28 protein-coding genes are annotated in these 22,167 nt (G+C 46.2%); 7 read left to right on the forward strand and 21 right to left on the reverse strand.

Going from position 1 to position 22,167, the window contains the following annotated elements:
- Positions 1-24 precede the first annotated feature (24 nt).
- On the forward strand, positions 25-966 hold the full coding sequence (gene rpoH, locus DN92_RS09830; protein ID WP_173961065.1) for an RNA polymerase sigma factor RpoH: 942 nt from the start codon (positions 25-27) through the stop codon (positions 964-966).
- A gap of 1 nt (position 967) precedes the next feature.
- Here the strand turns inward: rpoH and DN92_RS09835 are convergent, their stop codons facing one another.
- Genes DN92_RS09835 through DN92_RS09855 form a run of 5 tightly spaced genes read right to left on the reverse strand, consistent with a single transcriptional unit; the run spans position 968 to position 5,035 of the window.
- Positions 968-1,531 carry an SCO family protein gene (locus DN92_RS09835; RefSeq protein WP_415836358.1) on the reverse strand — a complete coding sequence of 188 codons (564 nt, stop codon included), beginning with the start codon at positions 1,529-1,531 and terminating at the stop codon, positions 968-970.
- Positions 1,532-1,580: 49 nt separating this feature from the next.
- On the reverse strand, positions 1,581-2,441 hold the full coding sequence (gene cyoE / locus DN92_RS09840; protein WP_254598292.1) for a heme o synthase: 861 nt from the start codon (positions 2,439-2,441) through the stop codon (positions 1,581-1,583).
- 29 nt (positions 2,442-2,470) lie between these two features.
- Entirely contained in the window at positions 2,471-3,601 is a 1,131-nt protein-coding gene (locus DN92_RS09845) for a COX15/CtaA family protein (protein ID WP_173961068.1), read from the reverse strand.
- A complete protein-coding gene (locus tag DN92_RS09850) occupies positions 3,598-4,257 on the reverse strand; it encodes a redox-active disulfide-containing membrane protein (protein ID WP_173961069.1) in 660 nt (219 codons plus the stop codon). The genes DN92_RS09845 and DN92_RS09850 overlap by 4 nt, the downstream gene beginning before the upstream one ends.
- Complete coding sequence (locus tag DN92_RS09855; protein WP_173961070.1) at positions 4,250-5,035, reverse strand: SURF1 family protein; 786 nt, start codon at positions 5,033-5,035, stop codon at positions 4,250-4,252. Before DN92_RS09855 ends, DN92_RS09850 begins: the two co-directional genes overlap by 8 nt.
- A 14-nt stretch (positions 5,036-5,049) precedes the next feature.
- Between DN92_RS09855 and DN92_RS09860 the strand changes: the two genes are divergently transcribed.
- On the forward strand, positions 5,050-5,262 hold the full coding sequence (locus DN92_RS09860) for a twin transmembrane helix small protein (RefSeq protein ID WP_173961071.1): 213 nt from the start codon (positions 5,050-5,052) through the stop codon (positions 5,260-5,262).
- 63 nt (positions 5,263-5,325) lie between these two features.
- Here DN92_RS09860 and DN92_RS09865 read toward each other — a convergent pair whose 3' ends face one another.
- The 7 genes from DN92_RS09865 to DN92_RS09895 form a co-directional block, all read right to left on the reverse strand.
- Positions 5,326-6,180 (reverse strand): cytochrome c oxidase subunit 3, encoded by an 855-nt coding sequence (locus DN92_RS09865; protein WP_173961072.1) that lies wholly within the window; start codon positions 6,178-6,180, stop codon positions 5,326-5,328.
- Positions 6,181-6,209: 29 nt separating this feature from the next.
- A complete protein-coding gene (locus tag DN92_RS09870; protein ID WP_217426025.1) occupies positions 6,210-6,404 on the reverse strand; it encodes a DUF2970 domain-containing protein in 195 nt (64 codons plus the stop codon).
- A complete protein-coding gene (locus DN92_RS09875) occupies positions 6,401-6,994 on the reverse strand; it encodes a cytochrome c oxidase assembly protein (protein ID WP_173961073.1) in 594 nt (197 codons plus the stop codon). The genes DN92_RS09870 and DN92_RS09875 overlap by 4 nt, the downstream gene beginning before the upstream one ends.
- Positions 6,995-7,010: 16 nt before the next feature.
- Positions 7,011-7,154, reverse strand: a complete 144-nt coding sequence (locus tag DN92_RS09880) for a cytochrome oxidase small assembly protein (protein WP_173961074.1) — start codon at positions 7,152-7,154, stop codon at positions 7,011-7,013.
- Positions 7,126-8,745 (reverse strand): cytochrome c oxidase subunit I, encoded by a 1,620-nt coding sequence (ctaD, locus tag DN92_RS09885; protein ID WP_173961075.1) that lies wholly within the window; start codon positions 8,743-8,745, stop codon positions 7,126-7,128. The genes DN92_RS09880 and ctaD overlap by 29 nt, the downstream gene beginning before the upstream one ends.
- Before the next feature lie 40 nt (positions 8,746-8,785).
- Entirely contained in the window at positions 8,786-9,943 is a 1,158-nt protein-coding gene (coxB, locus tag DN92_RS09890) for a cytochrome c oxidase subunit II (protein ID WP_173961076.1), read from the reverse strand.
- Positions 9,944-10,124: 181 nt separating this feature from the next.
- The gene (locus DN92_RS09895) at positions 10,125-11,027 is read right to left on the reverse strand and encodes a methyltransferase domain-containing protein (RefSeq protein ID WP_217426026.1); all 903 of its coding nucleotides are present in this window, start codon (positions 11,025-11,027) and stop codon (positions 10,125-10,127) included.
- 272 nt (positions 11,028-11,299) lie between these two features.
- Between DN92_RS09895 and DN92_RS10665 the strand changes: the two genes are divergently transcribed.
- Both DN92_RS10665 and trmL read left to right on the forward strand, forming a co-directional pair.
- Positions 11,300-11,704 (forward strand): ComF family protein, encoded by a 405-nt coding sequence (locus DN92_RS10665; protein WP_254598293.1) that lies wholly within the window; start codon positions 11,300-11,302, stop codon positions 11,702-11,704.
- A gap of 14 nt (positions 11,705-11,718) precedes the next feature.
- Positions 11,719-12,189 carry a tRNA (uridine(34)/cytosine(34)/5-carboxymethylaminomethyluridine(34)-2'-O)-methyltransferase TrmL gene (gene trmL, locus DN92_RS09905; RefSeq protein WP_173961078.1) on the forward strand — a complete coding sequence of 157 codons (471 nt, stop codon included), beginning with the start codon at positions 11,719-11,721 and terminating at the stop codon, positions 12,187-12,189.
- Positions 12,190-12,194: 5 nt separating this feature from the next.
- On the opposite strand, the gene DN92_RS09910 is transcribed toward trmL, so the two are convergent.
- The 4 genes from DN92_RS09910 to DN92_RS09925 are packed head-to-tail and all read right to left on the reverse strand — an operon-like array spanning position 12,195 to position 14,468.
- Complete coding sequence (locus tag DN92_RS09910; protein WP_173961079.1) at positions 12,195-13,217, reverse strand: NAD(P)H-dependent glycerol-3-phosphate dehydrogenase; 1,023 nt, start codon at positions 13,215-13,217, stop codon at positions 12,195-12,197.
- Positions 13,218-13,242: 25 nt separating this feature from the next.
- Complete coding sequence (secB, locus tag DN92_RS09915; RefSeq protein WP_173961080.1) at positions 13,243-13,764, reverse strand: protein-export chaperone SecB; 522 nt, start codon at positions 13,762-13,764, stop codon at positions 13,243-13,245.
- A 21-nt stretch (positions 13,765-13,785) separates the two neighbouring features.
- Positions 13,786-14,040, reverse strand: coding sequence for a glutaredoxin 3 (gene grxC, locus DN92_RS09920; protein ID WP_173961081.1), 255 nt, complete (start codon positions 14,038-14,040; stop codon positions 13,786-13,788).
- Between the two features lie 14 nt (positions 14,041-14,054).
- Entirely contained in the window at positions 14,055-14,468 is a 414-nt protein-coding gene (locus DN92_RS09925) for a rhodanese-like domain-containing protein (RefSeq protein WP_173961082.1), read from the reverse strand.
- 22 nt (positions 14,469-14,490) lie between these two features.
- On the opposite strand from DN92_RS09925, the gene gpmA reads away from it, so the two are divergent.
- Genes gpmA through DN92_RS09940 form a run of 3 tightly spaced genes read left to right on the forward strand, consistent with a single transcriptional unit; the run spans position 14,491 to position 17,401 of the window.
- The gene (gene gpmA / locus DN92_RS09930; protein WP_173961083.1) at positions 14,491-15,180 is read left to right on the forward strand and encodes a 2,3-diphosphoglycerate-dependent phosphoglycerate mutase; all 690 of its coding nucleotides are present in this window, start codon (positions 14,491-14,493) and stop codon (positions 15,178-15,180) included.
- 14 nt (positions 15,181-15,194) lie between these two features.
- Complete coding sequence (locus DN92_RS09935) at positions 15,195-16,628, forward strand: S41 family peptidase (protein WP_173961084.1); 1,434 nt, start codon at positions 15,195-15,197, stop codon at positions 16,626-16,628.
- 20 nt (positions 16,629-16,648) lie between these two features.
- Complete coding sequence (locus tag DN92_RS09940) at positions 16,649-17,401, forward strand: HesA/MoeB/ThiF family protein (RefSeq protein ID WP_173961327.1); 753 nt, start codon at positions 16,649-16,651, stop codon at positions 17,399-17,401.
- Here DN92_RS09940 and ptsP read toward each other — a convergent pair.
- Genes ptsP through gshA form a run of 5 tightly spaced genes read right to left on the reverse strand, consistent with a single transcriptional unit; the run spans position 17,398 to position 22,133 of the window.
- On the reverse strand, positions 17,398-19,149 hold the full coding sequence (ptsP, locus tag DN92_RS09945; protein WP_173961085.1) for a phosphoenolpyruvate--protein phosphotransferase: 1,752 nt from the start codon (positions 19,147-19,149) through the stop codon (positions 17,398-17,400). The genes DN92_RS09940 and ptsP overlap by 4 nt on opposite strands.
- A gap of 1 nt (position 19,150) precedes the next feature.
- Positions 19,151-19,420, reverse strand: a complete 270-nt coding sequence (locus DN92_RS09950) for an HPr family phosphocarrier protein (RefSeq protein WP_173961086.1) — start codon at positions 19,418-19,420, stop codon at positions 19,151-19,153.
- 8 nt (positions 19,421-19,428) lie between these two features.
- A complete protein-coding gene (locus DN92_RS09955; protein ID WP_173961087.1) occupies positions 19,429-19,863 on the reverse strand; it encodes a PTS sugar transporter subunit IIA in 435 nt (144 codons plus the stop codon).
- 2 nt (positions 19,864-19,865) lie between these two features.
- Positions 19,866-20,807, reverse strand: coding sequence for a glutathione synthase (gene gshB / locus DN92_RS09960; protein WP_173961088.1), 942 nt, complete (start codon positions 20,805-20,807; stop codon positions 19,866-19,868).
- 27 nt (positions 20,808-20,834) lie between these two features.
- Positions 20,835-22,133, reverse strand: coding sequence for a glutamate--cysteine ligase (gene gshA / locus DN92_RS09965; protein WP_173961089.1), 1,299 nt, complete (start codon positions 22,131-22,133; stop codon positions 20,835-20,837).
- Positions 22,134-22,167 lie beyond the last annotated feature (34 nt).

Consider the following 22,167-nt stretch of genomic DNA (forward strand, 5'->3'; position numbering starts at 1 on the left):
TTCATACTTAAAATATAAAAAAAAATGATTCAGAAGAAAGCATACAAACCGCAATTGCAAGCAAGGCAAACACTGCCAGCAGAGCAGACTGCTGCGGCTTCGCTTGCCTTTCCCATGTTGCCTTCCCTCGGGGTTGGCACACTTGATTCCTATATTTCTTACGTCAATCGCGTACCGATGCTCAGCGCAGCAGAAGAGCTTCACCTCGCACAAGAATTTCGTCGCACTGAAAACGTCGACGCCGCTAAAACTTTAGTTCTCTCCCATCTGCGCCTGGTAGTCTCGGTTGCTCGCCAATATCTTGGCTATGGCATTCCCCATGCCGACTTAATTCAAGAAGGCAATATCGGCCTAATGAAGGCTGTTAAGCGCTACGACCCTAATCAAGGCGCACGCCTAGTCTCTTATGCGATTCACTGGATCAAAGCAGAGATTCATGAGTACATCCTCAAGAATTGGCGTTTAGTTAAGGTTGCGACAACGAAAGCGCAACGTAAGCTGTTCTTTAATTTACGTAGCAACAAACCCACTCTGGCGACACTCACCCCGGGTGAAGTAGAAGCCTTAGCTAAAGCCCTAGATGTCAAAGGGTCAGATGTTAAAGAAATGGAAATGCGCCTATCAGGAGGCGACGTTGCTTTAGAGGGCGATGATAATGATGAAGAGTCAGCCTATGCGCCGATTCAGTGGTTAGCTGATAGCAGCCAAGAGCCTACCCAAATGATGGCAGCGGCAGCAACAGATGCTTTGCATGGCCCCCAGCTCGATCAAGCGCTCATGGCTTTGGATGATCGGAGCCGTAATATTGTGCAGTCGCGCTGGTTAGCGATGGATGCAGATGGTAATGGCACAAAAACTTTGCATGATCTTGCCAGTGAGTACGGCATCTCAGCAGAGCGTGTTCGTCAAATTGAAACTGCCGCACTCAAAAAGATGCGCGGCCTTTTGCAAACACAAGCCGCCTAATTTACTTCATTAACTCTTTCAAGTCTTGCGCCAAGGTCTCCGGACCTTGGGCATGCTTAATATAGAGGCGTAAATTTCCCTTTGGATCAAAAGCATAGCTTCCTGCAGTGTGATCCATGGTGTATGAGCCAGGACTAGTGCCAGGCACCTGCTTGTAGTAAATCTTAAAGTCCTTAGCTACCTTCTCTAAGGACACCTCATCCGCCGGACGCAAACCTAAGAAACGTGAATCAAAAGCAGGCACATACTGTTTTAAGATGCGCGCGCTATCGCGCTCAGGATCTAGTGTCACAAACAGCACCTGAACTTGATCAGCTTTAGGGCCTAATAAAGTCATAGCCTGCTGCATCTCTGTCAGTGTAGTCGGGCAAACATCTGGACATTGGGTGTAACCAAAAAACATGACAACTACTTTGCCCTTAAAGTCAGCCAAAGTTCTTACTTTGCCATCGGGGTCCAGCAAACTAAAGTCCGTACCAAATGCCTTGCCACCGGTAATATCGACATTCTTAAAACTCTGCTGAGGACTACAAGCCATTAAGACTAAGCCGACGAGCGTCAACATCAAGAGGCGATTAATGCCGATACCTAATTTTGATAAGTTCATCTTCATCTCAAATGAAATAGTGATCAATTAATAAGGCTGCAAAAAGCAGTGATAAGTAAGTAATTGAAAAGTGGAAGGTCTTCTTAGCCAAGGCATCGCTATAGGAAAGAAACAAAGCAATTACATAAGCTAAGAATATAAGGCCCAAAATGATGGCTGAAATTAAATACACTAGACCACTCATACCGTATATATAGGGAAGTAAAGTGGCAGCAATCAAGATCAAGGTATAAAGCAGAATATTCAGAAGCGTGAAGCGCTCACCATGAGTTACTGGCAACATCGGTAAACCACTTTGCACATAATCATCACGACGATATAAAGCCAGCGCCCAAAAATGGGGTGGGGTCCAAACAAAAATAATCAGCACCAAAAGCCACGCTTCAGCAGACAAGCCATTCGTTACTGCCGCCCAACCCAAGGCAGGTGGCATTGCTCCAGATAGACCACCAATCACAATATTCTGAGGGGTTGCAGGTTTTAGCAACCAGGTATAGATGACAGCATAACCAACGAAGGTTGCTAAGGTGAGCCACATCGTTAATGGGTTGCAGAAGTACCACAAAATGACCGCGCCTAAACTACCGAGAACAAGAGAGAAAATGGTAATGTGAAATGGCGTTACTTCACCAGTTGCAGAGGGCCTCCATGAAGTACGCTTCATCTTGGCATCTACAGCTTGCTCAATTAAGCAATTCATAGCAAAGGCGGCGCCTGCTAATAACCAAATACCTACGATACCGCCGATCAGCACTGGGTAAGGAACCATCCCTGGTGTTGCTAAGAACATCCCAATCACAGCACAGAAAACTGCCAACTGAGTGACGCGCGGTTTAGTTAACACCCAAAACTGGCGCCAACGTGGCATTGCTTCGGGGGTGAGAGGTATCGGACTGCTCATAATCGTTTGGCTATCTTCATGTGAATAGGCGCGCTCCAGGATGCCCAGCGAGCTAAGCGAACTAAACAGAACACTAATGCGGCAGAACCTGCTGTGTGCATTAACGCAGCAACCAGTGGCCACTGAAAAACTACATTGGAAATGCCTGTCAGTACTTGAAGAACTAATAAGCCGAGCAACAGCTTGGCAATACGGCTCATGTCTGATGTTCCAGAGTGACTAAGTCTCAGAGCACTGATTCCCAAAAGACCCATAGTTGCCAGGACAATCATGGCAAATAGGCGATGTGCCCAATGAATCGTTTGCAAAGCTACAGGGGAAATAGATTGACCATCAGCATTTAAACCCAGCGGACGCCAGAAAGTAAAACCCTCTTGCCAAGCAGTCTCAGGCCAGAGAGTACCCATACAAGTAGGGAAATCAGGACATGCCAGCACAGCATAATTAGTGCTCACCCATGCGCCTAAAAATACTTGGCAAGCCAAAACAATTGAAGCAAGTACTAGCAACTTCGCGGAAAGCGGTTTTATTAGTAAGTGGCGTGCTGAAGAGGATTGCTCTTCCCATGATTGTTGTGCATAGGCAGTTAAACAAGCTAGCAATACCAAAGCCAACATTAAATGAATGCTCACAATAATCGGCTGCAACTTGAGCGTAACAGTCCAAGCACCAAAAGCACCTTGAATGCACACCAAGATTAACAAGCCAATACTGCCTATCAGCGGTGCTTTACCTAAACTCCTTAACTTACCCCAAGCTAATCCCACTTGAATCAAAATTAATGCGCCTACTGTCATCGCTAAATAACGATGAATCATTTCAATCCAAGCCTTAATCACGGTTACAGGGCCAGTTGGCATCGCCGCTTCAGCCAGCTTGATCTCTCCGAGCGCATCCCAAGGATTGGAGGTGCCATAGCATCCAGGCCAATCGGGGCAACCTAATCCAGAGTCGGTTAAGCGTGTAAATGCGCCAAACACAATCAAGTCGAAAGTCATAAAGACCAATACCCAATTCAACTTTTGAAACAAGTTAAAAGAGCGCCTAGTCCATAAATAGGCTAATGGTAGCCCGGCAAAAATAATGGCAATTGCAGCAAGCTCACTGAATAGTAAAAAGCCGCTCATTGTAATTTCTCGCCCTTACGATTTAGGCGTAATAGTTTCTCAAGGTCCTTTTTCATGCTACCAAATTCTTTAGGCGAATTCGTCACAGGAAAGTACATCATCTTGGCGGGGCTTGGATCAATTAACTGAATGCTTTGACCGGCACCATCATGATTGAGCCAGGCTAAAAACTCTGCGTTTGACTTAGGATTCGCTGGTAATGGCAGCACTTTTAATCCCGCTTTTTTTTCATCATAGGCAGCAAGAACCTCGGGATCCACAGTTTTACCATCGGTATTAATCCAAACCAACTGTACTCGTCCACTTTCACGACCCACAGCAATACGTAATTGGCGCATTAAAAATAATGCCTCGAGGCAGGATTCATCCTTGATAGTGCACTCGCCTGCTGGTCTCGCAATCAACAAAGTCCACTTCCCATTAAAGGGAACATCGAACCAAGCTGCATTCATCTCTTGCACTGGCTGGACTAATGTTCCAAAGTTAGTCTTAGCACCTTCTGGCTTAAAAACGTAATAAGCCAAATAAGATGCAATTACAGGAGAGGCGCAGGCAAGCAATAAAAAAAGCATTTGAATCCGCCCGCGGCGAGTCCGCGCAATCACCAAAGATGAATCCGCCTTTGATGCTGGAATTAGCAAATCTTTATCACTCACCCTGATCTCCAAAATCTATTTGTTGTTGACGCCGATATTGCATCAAACCACTGATAAGCCAAAATAAGAAGCCGCAAGCGGCCAATGCAAACCACTGGAAAGCATAAGCATAATGGCGATCGACACCATTTGTTGGTAAGGGCCAATTTCGAACTAAACCATCGCTTTTATTGGATCCAGATTCCCTAACAATCAACGGTAGCTGGTCCCATTGATGTAATTTAGCCTCTTTACTTAATTCAAAATTTTGCTCGATGCGTGGCTTACTTGCCGCCTCAATCTGCTGCCCCAACTCGTAAACCCTACCAGGATGAGCGAAACCCACCCCATCAATCACCACAATGGTATCTGGGGTACTAATAGGAGGCAACTCAACCCGATTGAGAGGATTGCGCGGAGCCCAGCCGCGATTGACCCAAAGAACTTTTTTTTGACCCTCCAATAGGAGCGGCATCATCAAATAAAAACCAGCTTGCGCACTATTAGAAACCCCCTCCGGAATCGGTCTTGGCCTGTTCTCAAGCCATACGGCCTCATCCTTTAAAAAGGATCCACGCGCAGTAATGCGACGCTCAGCAGCTAACTCCAAGGTTAACTCTTCAGTATTTGCGTTGAGTATTGGCATCACCAACCTAGAGGCCAAAGATTCACCCAAACGTACTTTTTGCTCTGCTCGGCTTAATTGCCAAATGCCTGCACTACAACCAATGCCAATTACCACCAAGGCTGATAAAGTAGCAACAATGCGATGCTTAATTAAGCTAGAAAAAATATTCACAGGGATGCTTTAAGATGAAATGGATTATTCCAATTGCACTACTCATGATTGTAGGAAGCTTAGGCTCCGCACTCTATTTCATGATGAAAGATAAAGGCGGTAGCTCAAGAATGGTTCGATCCCTCATGTTGCGGATAGGACTTTCAATAGTACTCTTTTTAGGAATTTTGATTGCCCACTACTTTGGGTATATCGAAGCCACAGGTATTCGCGTAGGTTCTAACTAAGCCGGGTACATCATCACCGCAATCTAAAACAAATCGGGGCTGAACGCCCCGATTTTTATTTCCTTACATCCAATAAACAGCAATGTAGAGACCTAGCCAAACCACGTCCACGAAGTGCCAGTACCAAGCGGCTCCCTCAAAGGCAAAGTGATTTTCAGCAGTAAAGTCACCACGAATCATACGGCGTAAGACAATCGCCAACATCAGGCCGCCCAAAAATACGTGGAAGCCATGGAAACCAGTCAACATAAAGAAAGTGGAGCCATAAATACCTGAAGTCAACTTCAGATTGAGGTCAGCATATGCATGGTAGTACTCGTATACCTGAAAGCCTAAGAAGATAAGGCCTAAAGCTACAGTCGCAGCCAAGCCGTTAATAGCCTGCTTCATGTGATTTTCACGAATCGCATGGTGAGCATAAGTCACGGTGACGCCGGAGCTGAGGAGCAATAAAGTATTAATGGTGGGAATTGGCCAAGGACCCATGGTGGTGAATTTCTCAACTAAACCTGCAGGGCCATCATTAGGCCAAACTGCTGTGAAGTCAGGCCAAAGCAATTTGCTCTCCACATCACCCATCCAAGGCATCGCAATATTACGAGCATAGAACAGGGCAGAAAAGAAGGCTGCAAAGAACATGATTTCAGAGAAGATGAACCAAGCCATCGACCAACGGTAAGAGATATCTACGTTAATACCATTCTTACCTGAATTTGATTCGGCAATCGTATCGCCGAACCATTGATACATAACAAAACACACCCAAAGGACACCAGCTGCGGTTAAAGGGCCTCCCCAGGCTGCCTGGTTTACCCAGCCAGACATACCGGCGCCAAAAGCTAACAAACCAAGGGCCGCTGAAACTGGATGACTAGATAGTCCGGGAACAAAATAGTAAGGGGTTGAATTGGATGACATCTTATTCTCTCTACTCAATCAAAAAATAATCAATGGGACACAACTGCTTTAACTATCAACAGGAGGATGCCCATAAAAATTAAGGCACCAAGCACTCCCGCAATAATAATATGGACAAAACTTAATGAAGCTACATCTTCCTGCAATCCAGATTGTTTACGCACACCCAAAAAAGCCCACAACACTGCGATCATGGATTGCATAAAGGTACTCTTCTTACTCATAGCACCGGTTTCGATTTAGGCGTTGTTGAACCCGCTGGCTGTTGGGCAACCCCTAACTCAAAGAAGGTATATGACAAAGTAATGGTTTTCACATCGGCTGGTAGGCCTGCATCAATTACAAATACCACTGGCATCTTCTTCACTTCATGAGCCGCAAGAGTTTGTTGCTGAAAGCAGAAGCAGTCTAACTTAGTAAAAAACTCCATAGCACTTTTAGGTGCGTAGCTTGGGATCGCCTGTGCATCTACAGGTCGACTAAGATTATTGGTGACTTCGTACACAATCTCTGTCATTTCGCCTGGATGTACTTCCAAATAATTCTTAACAGGACGGAACGTAAATGGGCCACGACTGTTGGAGTCAAACTCAATGGTGATGACGCGTGAATAATCCACCTGGGTATTGCCGACTTTATTTGGGCTATATGCCCGAATACCATAATCATTCTTATTGGTGATGACGTTGATACCCGTCACTTCACACAAAGCTTTATACATGGGCACCAGTGCATAGCCGAAACCAAACATCATTACTGAAGCAATCAGTAATTTCAGTAGTATTTGGCGGTTGACTGAGGCGATAGCAGGCATGAGTGGTATTTGAGGCTTAGCTCAGAAAGCTCCGCTTAAGGAGAATGCCGATAAAGAAAACAATGGCAACGCTCAAAAGGATAAAACCCAATCTGCGATTACCAGCAGATTGGGATTTACGTAAGGCTGCTTTAGATTCCTGCTGCACGTAACTCTTCATCACTAGGAGGAGTTTCAAATGTATGGTGTGGTGCTGGCGAAGGCACAGTCCACTCCAAGCCTTTGGCACCTTCCCATGGCTTCATTGAAGCTTTTTCACCTTTGCCGTTGTAGGCTGGCAAAACAACGAAGAGTAAGAAGTAAACCTGGGCCAAACCAAATCCAAGGCCGCCGATAGAGGCAATCATATTGAAATCTGCAAACTGAGTTGGGTAATCAGCATAACGGCGCGGCATACCTGCTAATCCCAAGAAGTGCATTGGGAAGAAGGTGATGTTAAAGAAAATCATGGAAGACCAAAAGTGGATCTTGCCACGCGTTTCATTAGCCATGTAGCCAGTCCACTTAGGACACCAGTAATAGAAACCAGCAAACATCGCAAACAGAGAGCCAGCCACTAATACGTAATGGAAGTGAGCAACGACGTAATACGTGTCTTGCAAACCAATATCAATAGGTGCCATGGCCAAGATCAGGCCAGTAAAGCCACCCATAGTAAATACAAAAATAAAGCCAACTGACCACAACATCGGAGTTTCAAAGGTCATTGAACCTTTCCACATAGTTGCTACCCAGTTAAAAATCTTCACGCCTGTAGGGACGGCGATTAACATCGTCGCGTACATAAAGAACAACTGACCAGTTACAGGCATACCTGTAGCAAACATGTGGTGTGCCCATACGATGAATGACAAGATCGCAATCGATGCTGTTGCATAAACCATGGAGCTATAGCCAAACAAGGTTTTTCTAGAAAACGCAGGAATAATTTCACTCACGATTCCAAATGCTGGAAGAATCATGATGTAAACCTCTGGGTGACCAAAGAACCAGAAAATATGCTGGAACATGATTGGATCGCCACCACCAACTGCGGAGAAGAAAAACGTACCAAAATGGCGGTCCGTCAGAACCATAGTGATCGCACCAGCTAATACCGGCATTACAGCAATCAACAAATAAGCAGTGATTAACCAAGTCCAGCAGAACATTGGCATCTTCATCAATGTCATGCCAGGGGCACGCATGTTCAAGATGGTAACAATGATGTTAATCGAGCCCATGATGGAAGAAGCACCCAGCAAGTGGAGTGCAAAAATCGCCATATCTAAACCAGGGCCCATCTGGGAAGTCAGCGGCGCATATAGAGTCCAACCGCCAGCAGGTGCCCCACCAGGAGCCAAGAAAGAACCGAGTAACAAGGTAGCAGCCACCGGAAGAATCCAGAAACTAAAGTTATTCATGCGAGCAAAAGCCATATCAGAAGCGCCGATTTGCACAGGAATCATCCAGTTTGCAAATCCAACGAACGCCGGCATGATCGCGCCGAACACCATGACCAAACCGTGCATCGTAGTGAGCTGATTAAAAAACTCCGGGCGCAAGAATTGCAAGCCTGGTTGGAATAATTCCAAACGAATGCCCATGGCCATGACACCACCTGCCAACAAGCTGACAAAAGAAAAAATCAGGTACATCGTACCGATATCTTTATGGTTAGTTGCGAACAACCAACGACGCCAACCATGTGGCATGTGATCGTCGTGCGCATGGTCGTGTGCGTGATCGTGGGTGGTAGAGACTGTGCTCATGTATTACTCCGCTTTAATTTAATTTGTATTAATTAAGAAATTACTTACCTGCGCGTGAAGCAACAATATCTTGGGTCTGAATAATTTCACCCGTTTTATTGCCCCAAGCATTGCGGGTATAAGTCATTACTGCAGCAATATCGCCATCAGAGATTACGCCAGCCCATTTCGGCATGGCACCTTTTCCATAATTTAGGATGTCATATTGCGCTGCTTTTGGTCCAAGAACCATCTTGCTGCCATCCAAAGCTGGGAATGCACCCGCACCCTTACCGTTAGGCTGATGACATGCTGCGCAGTTTGCCGCATACACCTTTGCACCGCGCTCTTTTTGCTCATCCATTGTGTAAACCTTAGTAGGATCATCTGAGACGGCGCCCATTTCTTTTTTCTTCTGCTCAACCCACTTGGTGTAGTCCTCTTGGGAAACTACATTCACAACAATTGGCATAAACGCATGCTGAGCACCGCACAACTCAGAGCATTGCCCACGGTACACGCCGATCTTGTCGGCACGGAACCAAGTGTCACGTACAAAACCTGGAATGGCATCTTGCTTTACGCCAAATGCTGGAACCGCCCATGCATGAATTACATCATTTGCAGTGGTAATAATGCGAATCTTTTTACCAACAGGTACAACCATCTCGTTATCTACTTCCATCAAATATGTATTGGATTTAGGCTCCAAGTTATTAATGGATTCACGGGAGGTGGACAAAGTGGACAGGAAAGCAATGCCCTCGCCCTCACCCTTGATGTAGTCGTAACCCCATTTCCACTGGTAGCCAGTGGTCTTAATGGTGATATCGGAGTTCGTAGTGTCCTTCATAGCCACAACTGTTTTGGTTGCTGGCAACGCCATACCAATAACAATGAGTAAGGGAATCACTGTCCAAATAATCTCAACAGTAGTGCTCTCATGGAATGAGGCAGATTTAGCGCCTAATGACTTGCGATGTTTGAGAATGGAATAGAACATCACCCCAAAAACGGCAACGAAAATAACCACGCAGATAACCAACATCATCCAGTGAAGCCAATGAATCTCTTGCATGATTTTTGTCGCAGGAGCAGTGAAATTCAGCTGGTTAACGGCTGGGCCGCCTGGCATATTTTCTGCAGCGCTAGCAAATGCGCTGCCAAAGGCTGCTGCTAAATAGAGCGAAGCCCTACTGACTTTTCCAAATAAATTCATCTCATTCTCTGTTTATTGTCATGAACTTCTGCGGCAATACAGCCTCAGAGGGTCCAAAAATGCGGTATCAAGCCAAAACTACTACCCTCAATTATAGGGTTAATTGAGCTCAAGAACAAACCTAAGCAATCAGGCTTGGCTCAATCTAAATCAAGGTTTAATAGATAGTGAGTACTTACACTTAAGCAGAATCACTACTTGTCTTGCGTTGGATTTGATTTGGATCAATGTAGGCAACATGATCCTGGGCTTTCGCAAGGTGCTTACCCAAGGCCCAAGCATGTCCATAAACTACCTCTAAAGTGAGTTTTTTAGGTAATTGGGCAGCTGGAGTGCCATTTTGAGCTCCAACAGCAAGCAAATTTAGGGCTGTGGCATCCGCTAATAGGACTGCATCGGACTGATAGTCGAGATGCAAAAACTCCATATCCATCACTGGATCAGAAAAGCGCTCACCCAACAGCGCATCCCCCATATCGTGCATATCCCAAGGGCTGGCTAAATTCTTCGAGGGTAATTGCTGAAACAAGGTCTCAGAGCGGAGCTCTTTAGCAGTGTCCGGACCCAAATAGCTAAAAGTAAATAACCCCCCCTCCTTTAGCACTCTCCAACACTCGCGTAAAAAATGTTTTGGATCCTCTAAATCTTGCATCAACAAAACACTCAATACCAAATCAACAGAATTGTCAGGAAGATTAATGCGTCCAGTTTTTTTGTAATCATCTAAGGAAAGAGGGGGAACAAACCGCATTCTTGAATTCCAAAAACGAGTCGTCCTTAATTTCAATGAGTCAAAACTAGATAAGCCAATTTCTGACGCACTATGAAAACGCATTCCTGGAAAACGTTTTGTCAGAAAATGTGAATGCGCCCCTGGGAAATCTGGAATCAGAAGAACATCCTTTGCGTCCAACTTCACAATATCTAATTTTTGCAACATACGATCTGCAATTTCGTCTTGAAGCCATCTGATTGGTTGGGTCATTGGCTCAGTATACTCAGCAGCCCATGCATCCATTAGAGAATTTTTTTCAAGCAATTTATTCTCACGCACTGCCAAGTGCTTGTATTGTTTGCGGGACATTTCAGCAGCATATTTTCTGCACCCGTTGCGCCACCCTATTGGCTACAGAACAACTTTCAAATTATGAGTGTTGTCGGCAATGCGGTCTCACTCTGCTAGCAAATGAAATTGCCGAACAGCGCTGCCTGTCATGCAAAAGTAACTCGCCCTACTTTGATCAAAGCTACTGCCTAGATCGATATGACGGAATGCTACAGCCAGCACTTCACCAGCTCAAATATCAAGGGCGTCTTGCTTGTGCTCATGGGCTTATATCCGCATGGAATCAGCTGATGACTGAAAGTGTCCAGAATATACAAGCAGACTACCTGCTGCCAGTTCCCCTGAGCCAAGAAAAGCTGTGCGTTCGAGGATTTAATCAAAGCTGGGAATTAGCTAGGCGTATTCACTGCATCAATCCAATACACAAAAATCCGCACATCTTGCTGCGCCAGCATCACACTCAAGCTCAAGCTAAAGAAAACCGAGCAAATCGATATCGAGCTATTCAAAACATGTTCACCGTCAACCCCAAATACAAAGCGCAACTTGAATCTGCCACTATCATTGTTTTTGACGATGTGATGACTAGCGGAGCCACCTTAAATGAGATCGCCCGCGTTCTAAAGGACAATGGCGTATCTCGGGTAATTAATTGGGTCTTACTAAGAACACTACGCCCAATCCATAGTATTTAAAGCAAGGTCAGGACATGTTTAATATTGTTTTATTCGAACCAGAAATTCCGCCAAATACAGGCAATATCATTCGCTTGTGTGCGAACACGGGTGCCAAATTACACTTAATCGAGCCACTGGGTTTTCCGATGGAGGATGCGAAACTTCGCAGAGCAGGTCTGGACTATCACGAGTTCGCTAAAGTAAAGGTGCATCAAAATTGGGCGCAATTTATTGCGAATGAACAACCCAAGCCTGAGCGTATTTATGCACTAACTACCAAAGGCTCAGGAAAGTTTCATGATGGCCGATATTTACCTGAAGATTATTTTGTTTTTGGCTCGGAAACTAAAGGCATCACCGAAGAAGTGCGGAACTCGATTCCAGTACCCAACCAAATGCGCTTAGCAATGCAAGATAGCAGCCGCAGTTTAAATCTCTCGAATACGGTAGCGATTGTGGTGTATGAAGCATGGCGCCAAAACGGATTACTTGGCGGAAGTTAAGAAGTCTAAACTTCAACCCTAGGATCGCGCCCCATCAGTTTTTTGAGAGCCTCCTGTGGCGAGAGTTTTCCAGATAGAACTTCACTCATCATGGTAGTAATGGGCATCTCAACACCTAAACGAGTCGCAAGATTGCCAACGGCAGAAGCGCATAAGACACCTTCGGCAACGTGACCTAAGTTGCCTAAAATTTCAGGCAATGGTTTTCCTGCGGCAAGAGCCAATCCAACCCGACGATTACGAGAAAGATCGCCAGTGGCAGTCAAGATCAAATCGCCCACACCAGTTAACCCCATACAAGTCTCTGGCCGTCCACCAGCAGCCTTTACTAGACGCATCATCTCCGCAAGACCGCGAGTTAATACTGCAGCGCGGGCATTGAGACCAAGATCTAAACCATCGCCAATACCAGCAGCAATTGCCAAAACATTTTTAATGGCACCGCCTAACTCAACACCGACCAAATCGTCGCTGGCGTAGATACGCATATTCCCATGATGAAATGCACCTTGAACAATGTCGCATAAGGCATTTGATTTGCTTGCAATCGTTAATGCGCATGGCATACCGTTACCTACCTCTTGCGCAAAACTGGGTCCTGATAAAGCGCCATAGGCATGCTGAAGACCGTGGCTATGAAGCTTGTCTTCACGGTCTACAACTTGATGCGGCAACAAGGTAGTGCTGGGCTCTAAACCCTTGCACAACCAAACGATATTGAGTGGATGTTGAGCAATGCGCAATACCTGCGCCACTGTTTCTGATAAGCCCGACATCGGAGTGGCAATGACTAAGAGGTCATTTTCAGAGAGGCGCTCAATGGCGCGCTCCAAACTACCCTCTAAGCGCAAGCCTTGAGGCAGTTGGACGCCCGGCAAATAAATGGCGTTTTCGCCAATGCGCTGAATAACCTCTAACTGCTCAGGACTGCGCGACCATAGACAAACATCACCCGACTGAAGATGGCGCGCAGCTTGCACGGCCATAGCAGTTCCCCAAGCTCCAGCTCCAAGCAGTGTCACTTTCATGATCTGTGGGCTTTAATAAACTGGTTTAGTGAGGAAGAATAATTTTGCCTTCATCAGTAGCGCTGCTCTCCGTTGCGGCAGCTTGTGCAGCCTGCATGATGCGATGCTCATACATACCGTGGAAATTAATTTCATTTAAATGAATTGGCTGGAATCCAGCACGGCTAATAGTGTCTGCAATATTTGAGCGCAAGTAAGGATACAAAATAGTTGGGCAAGCAATACCCAACATAGGATCAATTTGCTCGGGCGGAATATTGCTAAATTCGAAAATACCTGCTTGTTTTGCTTCAACTAAAAAAAGTACTTTGCTATCCACTTTGGCAGTTACTGTTGCAATTAAGGCAACCTCAAAAATTTCATCGCTCAAACGGGCTATCGCAACATCCACCTCAACCTCGACTTGTGGTTCAGCAGCAACCAGTAAAATTTGTGGGGCATTTGGTTGCTCTAAAGATAAATCCTTGAGATAGATCCGTTGAATACGGAAACCAGGCTCTTTTGATTGATCAGCCCCATCCGGAGCAGCAGTAGTTGATTCTGTCATAAAAGCTTTCTGAGTAAATTGTTAGGCTAGTAGCGGATCAAGTTGGCCGGCACGATCTAGAGCAACTAAGTCGTCAAAACCGCCAACATGAGTTTCCCCAATGTAAATCTGCGGCACGGTACGGCGTCCCGTCCGAGTCATCATGATCTCGCGCTGGGCAGGATCGCGATCAATCAGAATCTTCTCTAAATTAGTCACGCCCTTCTTTTGCAAAAGCTTCTCTGCCATAACGCAATAAGGGCAGACTTGGGTGCTGTACATGGTGACTGATGGCATATAGGACTCGCTGGTTATTTGACTAATGGCAATGCGGCAGCTTGCCAAGCTTGAACGCCGCCATCTAGAGTGGCTACTTCAGCAAAACCTAGTTTTTGTACCTCAGCGACGGCCTTTCGAGAGCTCGCACCAGTTTCACAAACCAAAATTAGCGGGTTTTTACGATCCAATTTGAGTTTTTCAATCCTGGTGGCAATCTCATTCGATGGAACATACTTTGCACCCGGCAAATGGCCAGCCTTAAACTCACCCTCTGGGCGGAGGTCTATCACGGCGGCTTTACGGCGATTTATCCAAATGGTAGCTTCTGTAGGAGATAAGCCTTTTCCGCTAATTAGCGTAGATAATGTCGGTAGGAAAAGCGCTGTGCCCGTAACCAGCATGAGGGCAATAAGCGCTAAATTATCAATTTGAGTGAGAAAGTTCATCACCGGATTATAGAATGGCTCTATGAAACAACTTGTCCTTATTCGTCACGGTGAATCCGCCTGGAACCTAGAAAACCGCTTTACTGGTTGGGCAGACGTTGACTTAACCCCAAAAGGCACCGAACAGGCCCTTGCCGCAGGGGAAAACTTGCGTAAAGCTGGCTATGAGTTTGATGTGGCCTACACCTCAGTCTTGAGAAGAGCCATCCGCACCCTGTGGCACGTGCAGGACACCATGGACCTCATGTGGTTACCCGTGGTTCATAGCTGGAGACTGAATGAGCGTCACTATGGCGCCCTGACTGGTCTCAACAAAGCCGAGACTGCCGCCCAATACGGTGATGCGCAGGTCCATATATGGCGCCGGTCCTACGATGTACGTCCACCACTACTAGAGCCAAATGATGAGCGCAATCCGCAACATGATCGCCGCTATGACAAACTGAGCCCCTCCGATATTCCTTTGGGCGAGTGCCTAAAAGACAATGTTGAGCGTGTTTTACCGCTATGGAATGAATCCATTGCCCCAGCCCTCAAAGCGGGTAAGCGCGTCTTGCTAGTCGCCCACGGCAACAGTATTCGGTCTTTAATAAAGTATCTCGACCAGGTTTCTGATGAAGACATTATGGAAATTAACGTTCCTAATGGTATCCCGCTTGTTTACGAGTTAGATGACAATCTCAAGCCCACTCAGCATTTTTACTTGGATTAAGGTAAAACAGAAGCATGCGCGTATTTTTCAAGAACTTTGCCCTCGTCTCTGTTGGCCTCATTGCTGGGGTTGCAGCCACCATTCAACTATCCGCCACTGCTCAACAGAGCACGACGCTGCCTCTAGATGAGCTACGGACATTGTCCAATGTATTTGCTCAAATTAAACGTGAATACGTTGAGCCGATTGAAGACAAACAATTACTGACTGATGCAGTCAAAGGCATGGTGAGCAGTTTGGATCCTCACTCCACTTATCTTGATAAAAAAGATTTCTCAGAAATGCAAGAGCAAACGAGTGGTAAGTTTGCTGGCCTAGGAATTGAAATCACCTCTGAAGATGGTGTTGTCAAAGTACTCAACCCGATTGAGGATAGTCCTGCTGCACGTGCCGGCCTCCAAGCCGGGGATTTAATCACTCGCTTGGATGACAAACCAGTTCGTGGCATGTCGCTTGATAAGGCAGTGCGCACCATGCGCGGCGCACCAGGCACCAAAATTACTTTAACTGTTTTTCGCAAAAGTGAAGAACGTAGTTTCCCAGTCACAATCACTCGTGCTGAGATTAAGGTGCAATCTGTTAAAACCAAAATATTGGATAACAATATTGCTTGGGTCCGAGTCACTAGCTTTCAGGAGCGTACTGTTCCGGATCTCGCCAAGAAGTTAACTGAACTTGCTAATCAAGATCCTAAAATGAAGGGCATCATTCTTGATCTCAGAAATAATGGCGGTGGATTACTACAGGGTGCCGTAGGTGTTGCTGCAGCCTTCTTGCCAGCCGATGCAGTCATCGTCTCAACCAAAGGACAGACAGCTGACTCTAAGCAAGTCTTTAATGCCACGCCAGCAATGTATCGACTCAGCGAACCTGGAGATCCTTTAGCAGGCGTACCTGCCGTGTTCAAAAAACTACCTATGGTCGTTTTAGTAAACGCCTACTCTGCGTCTGCTTCTGAAATTGTTGCTGGCGCCTTACAAGATTACAAACGCGCAACTATTATTGGTAAGACTACCTTTGGTAAGGGTTCAGTCCAAACGGTCCGTCCCCTGACTAATGATTCGGCACTGAAGATTACTACGGCTTATTACTACACGCCGAGTGGAAAATCGATTCAAGCTTACGGCATCAAACCCGATATCGCAGTAGATCAAAATAAAGATGGCGATCCAGATGATGTACTGATCACACGCGAGATCGATAGCGAGAAGCACTTGCGCAATAAACAATCCTCAGAAGATAAGTTGGCTGCCGATCGTGAAAAACGCCGCTTAGAAGAGCTACAACGCATTGAAGAAAAAAATGCGAAGAAGACTCCCGAAGAAAAAGAGAAAGACAAGTCCAAGAAGCCTGTAGAACTCGGTGGTGCAGATGACTTCATGCTCTCTCAAGCAGTTGCATTTATCAATGGTGAGCCTGTCAAACGCTCAGCCTCTAAGCTAGAGTAAGCTATAGCAGAGGTATGTCCATGAATGATGAGCAGCTACTTCGCTACTCGCGGCATCTGCTGTTAGAAGAAATTGATGTAGAGGGCCAAGAAAAGCTGCTGAGCTCACGCATCCTCATCATTGGTGCGGGCGGCTTAGGCAGCGCTGCTGCACCCTACTTAGCGGCTGCAGGTGTTGGCACCATCACGCTGATAGACCACGATACAGTTGAGCTCACCAATTTGCAGCGTCAAATTATGCACAGTCAACGGTCGATTGGTAAGAGCAAAGTAAGCTCGGGCAAAGAGTTCTTGCAAGGCATTAATCCAAACCTGATCATTACGACGCATGAAGTAAAAGCTTCAGAAGCTCTACTAGATAGCCTGCTACCAAACATCGATATTGTTTTGGATTGCACGGATAACTTTGCCACTCGCCACTTGATTAATGCTGCCTGTTTCAAGCATCAAGTTCCCCTAATCTCGGGATCGGCACTACAGTTTGATGGGCAAATCAGTGTTTTTGATTTTCGGAATCCAGCCTCGCCTTGCTATGCCTGCCTCTTTTCTCCAGAAGATCGACCTGAGGAAGTCAGTTGCGCCAGCATGGGCATATTTTCCCCACTAGTCGGCATTATTGGCGCGATGCAAGCAGCGCAAGCATTGCAAGTATTGATTGGATTTGGACAGCCTCTAGTGGGAAGAATGTTGCTTTGGAATGCGCTCAATACTCAGATTGATGAGATCCGTATTTCTAGAAATCCGGAGTGTGTGGTTTGCAGTCAAGCCCACTAAGCCAGTAACGCTTCGAGCGCAGCCGCCTGCTCCTTAGGCTCAATTGCTTTGAGTACTGGTCCGATACGCGACTTTAGCAAGCCAACATCTGCTTTCAAGATCTCCCGCTTAACTAATAATAGTTGGCTAAAGTGCATTGAGAAATCCGTCAGACCTAAGCCCAGCAGCAACCTCGTCATCGAGGGATCACCCGCCATCTCGCCACAGACCGCCACTGGAATATTAGCTCGCTTGGCTTGATCAATAATGCTGAACAATAAATTCAGGATAGCCGGATGGTAAGGGTCATACAGATGGGCAACTGCGTGGTCCGCCCGATCGATTGCCAAGGTGTACTGAATCAAATCATTGGTGCCAATAGATAAGAAATCAAAGCGATTAATAAATAATGGCAATACCAAAGCAGCCGCAGGAATCTCAATCATGGCGCCGACTTGAATATTGGGGTTAAATGCTTGCCCGCGTTGATGCAGCTGCTGCTTAGCTTTTTCAATCAAGCGCAATGTCTCGTCTATTTCCTTTACATGCGCTAGCATCGGAATCATGATCCGTGCCTGACCATGCGCTGAGGCTCTTAAGATCGCTCGTAATTGAGTCAAGAAAATTTCAGGCTCAGTTAAAGACCAACGAATAGCTCGCAACCCCAAAGGCGAAGTACCGGTCTCAGATAGATCCGAGCTAGAACCGAGTGCCTTATCAGCTCCAACGTCGATAGTACGAATATTTACTGGCAAGCCATGCATCAAATCGACTACTCGGCGGTATTCTTGATATTGCTGCTCTTCATCTGGAAGTGCTTGCTTACGGTCCATGAATAAAAATTCGGAACGAAATAAGCCAACCCCAATGGCCCCCAAATCCACTGCTTGCGCAGCATCTTCCGGCAATTCAATATTAGCCAAAAGCTCGATGGCAACGTGATCAACAGTTGTAGTGAGCGAATGTTTAAGCTCCTGTAACTTGCTCGTTGCCAAAATCGCCTGCTCTCGCAAGAGACGGTATTCAGCAAGCAACTGCTCATCAGGAGCAACAACGACAACACCATGCTCGCCATCAATCACTAACCAATCACCATGGCGAATCATTTCACTAGCATGGCGCACACCCACTACTGCAGGAATCTCCATACTGCGCGCAACAATTGCCGTATGCGAGGTCTTACCACCCAAGTCAGTGACAAACCCTGTAAAGGCATGCTCCTTAAATCGCAACATGTCATGCGGGGCGATATCATGCGCCACAATAATGGCATCGATCCCAATATCACTAGGTGACAATAAATCGGAATCGCTTAAGGTATCTTTTTTCTGAGCGTTGAGGGCCTTGAGTACTCGCTCTGCAACCTGGCGAATATCATTTGCGCGCTCTTTAAGATAGGTATCTTCAATCTCCGCAAATTGCTCTAAGAGATCATTTAATTCTGTTGTCAAAGCCCAGGCAGCATTCAAGCGTTGGGTACGAATCAGCTTCAGTGGCTTTTCAGTCAGGGCAGGGTCAGCCAAAATCATGCCATGTACATCTAAAAATGCCGCCATCTCTTGAGGCGCATCTTTAGGTAAACCTTGTCGTAATTGCGCTAACTCCAGACGCACTTGATCAAAGGCATCTAATAACTTTTGGGCCTCAGCCTCTTCTTTGCCGACTTCAACCAAGTAATGACTTACCTCTAATGCTGCACGAGAAATCAGCACAGCTTTGCCAATGGCAATGCCATTGGATACTGGGATACCGTGCAAAGCAAAAGTCATCCTATATACCCTCACCAAATCGATCGTTGATCAAGGCAGTTAAGGCCTGCATCGCTTCATTCTCTTGATCGCCTACTGTTTCTAGAGTCACCGTACTTCCTATACCAGCAGCTAACATCATCACACCCATAATACTTTTTGCGTTGATTTGACGGCCGTTACGAGATAGGTAGATTTCGCATGGAAACTCAGCTGCTAGTTGGGACAACTTCGCTGAAGCGCGCGCATGTAAACCTAGCTTATTAATAATTTCAATTTCAGCAACCGGCATAGCCCACCTTATTTTTCAGTAGTTTCTTGTATGGCCTTAGAACCCAAACGCAAAATTCCATTTTGACCACCTTGAAGTGCTTTGTGAGCCAAGTCCTCTAGGCCTTCACTGCGATGGGAGATGCAACGCATCAGCATCGGCAAGTTCAATCCTGCAAGGACAATGATTGGGGTATTTAGACCAGACAATGGCCCTAAGGCTTCAAGCTTGGAGGCTACGTTGGCAGGGGTTGCACCCATCACATCAGTGAGTATCAAGATGCCCTGACCCGTATTGACTCCGTAGGCTGCCTTTACAACGCGGTCAAAGCTGACTTTAGTGTCTTCATAAGGCGGAATGTCTACCGCTCTGACACCCTCAGGCAGCACGCCGAAAGTATGCTCAGCAAAACCCAGCATCGCACTTGCGACTGGAGTATGAGCAACAATAACGATTCCAACCATGTTTATGCAATTGCCTTTTCGAGCGCTGTTAACCAACATTGTGAAACATCAAATCCACTCTGCTCAGTAATTTCTACAAAACACGTTGGGCTAGTTACATTAATCTCTGTAAGGTAAGACCCAATGAGGTCTAATCCTACCAAGAACAAACCGCGCGCATTCAAAATAGGGGCCAGTCGCTCTGCGACCTTCTTTTCGGCATCCGTTAAGGGCATTGCGACACCTTTACCACCAGCAGCCAAGTTGCCGCGGATCTCCCTGCCCTGCGGAATACGAGCTAAGGCAAACGGAACCACTTCACCACCGATTAAAAGAACCCGTTTATCGCCCAGTGCAATCTCTGGCAAGAATCGCTGCACCATCAAAGTGCGAGCACCATTCTCACCCAAAGTTTCTACGATACTGGCCAAATTCAATCCATCTGGACCCACGCGGAAAACCCCCATTCCCCCCATGCCATCCAAAGGCTTAATCACGATATCCTCATGCTCTTGATGAAATACTTCAATCGCACTAAGTTCGCGCGTAATGAGGGTTGGCGGTATGAGTTCAGGAAATTCAGTAATGGATATTTTTTCGGAGTGATCCCGAATGGCCATCGGATTATTAAGGACTTTCGCACCCTGACGAGTTGCAGCTGATAGCAACCAAGTGGTGTTGAGGTATTCAATATCAAATGGTGGATCAGTACGCATCAAGACAGCATTAAATGTATTTAATGGACGACTCTCTGCAGAGCCTAAATCAAACCAAGTTGTGCTACTCGGCTTAATAACTAGAGACTGGCAGTCAGCCACTACAAAGTCGTCCCTCCAAAGAATATGACGGCTTTGACAAAACCAAAGCTGATGACCTGCCGCTTGCGCAATACGCATCATTGCCAAAGTGGAATCTTTACTGACCTTAAAAGATTCCAAGGGATCGGCAATGAAAAGAAGGTCCATCGTTACACCCAAGTAGAAGAAATTAAATTAAGCCGCTTCTGCATTCGGATCTGAACGCTCAAGCTCTAGGGAGGCGGCTAACAGAGCTAGACGAGCAACGACGCCATAAAGATAAAAACGATTCGGTGCTGCGCTACCGGGCTTAGCTCCCAAGTCTGGCATCGAATTTTGCTCAAATGCTAAGGGTACAAAATGCATGCCTGGTGCATTGAGGTTCTCATCGGGGCCACGATCGGTATGCACGCGATAGAAGCCACCGATGACATAACGATCGATCATGTACACCACTGGCTCGGCAACTGCTTCATTGACTTTCTCGAAGGTATACACACCCTCCTGAATCAATACATCGCTCACTTCAAGACCTTCTTTAACTACACTCATTTTATTGCGGTCTTTACGGTTCAAATCTTTAAGCTGTGAAGGGTCATTGACTACCATCACACCCATGCCATAAGTACCAGCATCCGCCTTGACAACGACGTAAGGCTTTTCTTTAATGCCGTATTCACGGTATTTCTTGGCAGTCTTCTTGAGTATCTTTTCGACAGCTACTTGCAACTCTTCTTCACCTTTGCGCTCATGAAAATTGACGTTAGAGCAACTAGTGAAATAGGGGTTAATCATCCACGGATCAATATCGACCACCTTGGCAAATTTCTTTGCAACTTCATCATAAGCTGCGAAGTGATTAGACTTGCGGCGAATATGCCAACCCGCATGCAAACCTGGCAAGAGATATTGTTCATGCAAGTTTTCTAAAATCGGAGGAATGCCTGCTGATAAGTCATTGTTCAGCAGAATTGAGCATGGATCAAAATCCTTTAATCCTAAGCGTTGCATCTTTAGCCCGAGGCGTGACAATGGCTCCATCAGTAGACGATTGCCATCCGGTAAATCAATCCAGGTCGGCTTTTGAATTTCGTCAGACAAGGTGCCCAAACGAACATTAAGGCCTGCTTGACGCAAGATCGAGGAGAGGCGTGCGATATTTTGTAAATAAAACGTATTGCGAGTATGCCGCTCTGGTATCAACAGCAAATTTTTTGCTTCTGGGCAAATCTTTTCAATTGCCGCCATTGCGGCCTGAACTGCCAAAGGCAGCATCTGAGTTGAGAGATTATTAAAGCCACCTGGGAAAAGGTTCGTATCGACCGGTGCTAGCTTAAATCCAGCATTACGCAAATCCACTGAGCAATAGAATGGTGGAGTGTGCTCCTGCCATTCAAGCCTAAACCAGCGCTCAATGGTGGGGGTTGCTTCTAATACCTTCGACTCGAGATCGAGAAGAGGGCCGCTAAGGGCGGTGATGAGATGTGGGACCATTCCACCATTGTAAGATTTTTTAAAAGAAAGACGC

The sequence above is a fragment of the Polynucleobacter arcticus genome, assembly GCF_013307205.1.
Taxonomy (GTDB): Bacteria; Pseudomonadota; Gammaproteobacteria; order Burkholderiales; family Burkholderiaceae; genus Polynucleobacter; species Polynucleobacter arcticus.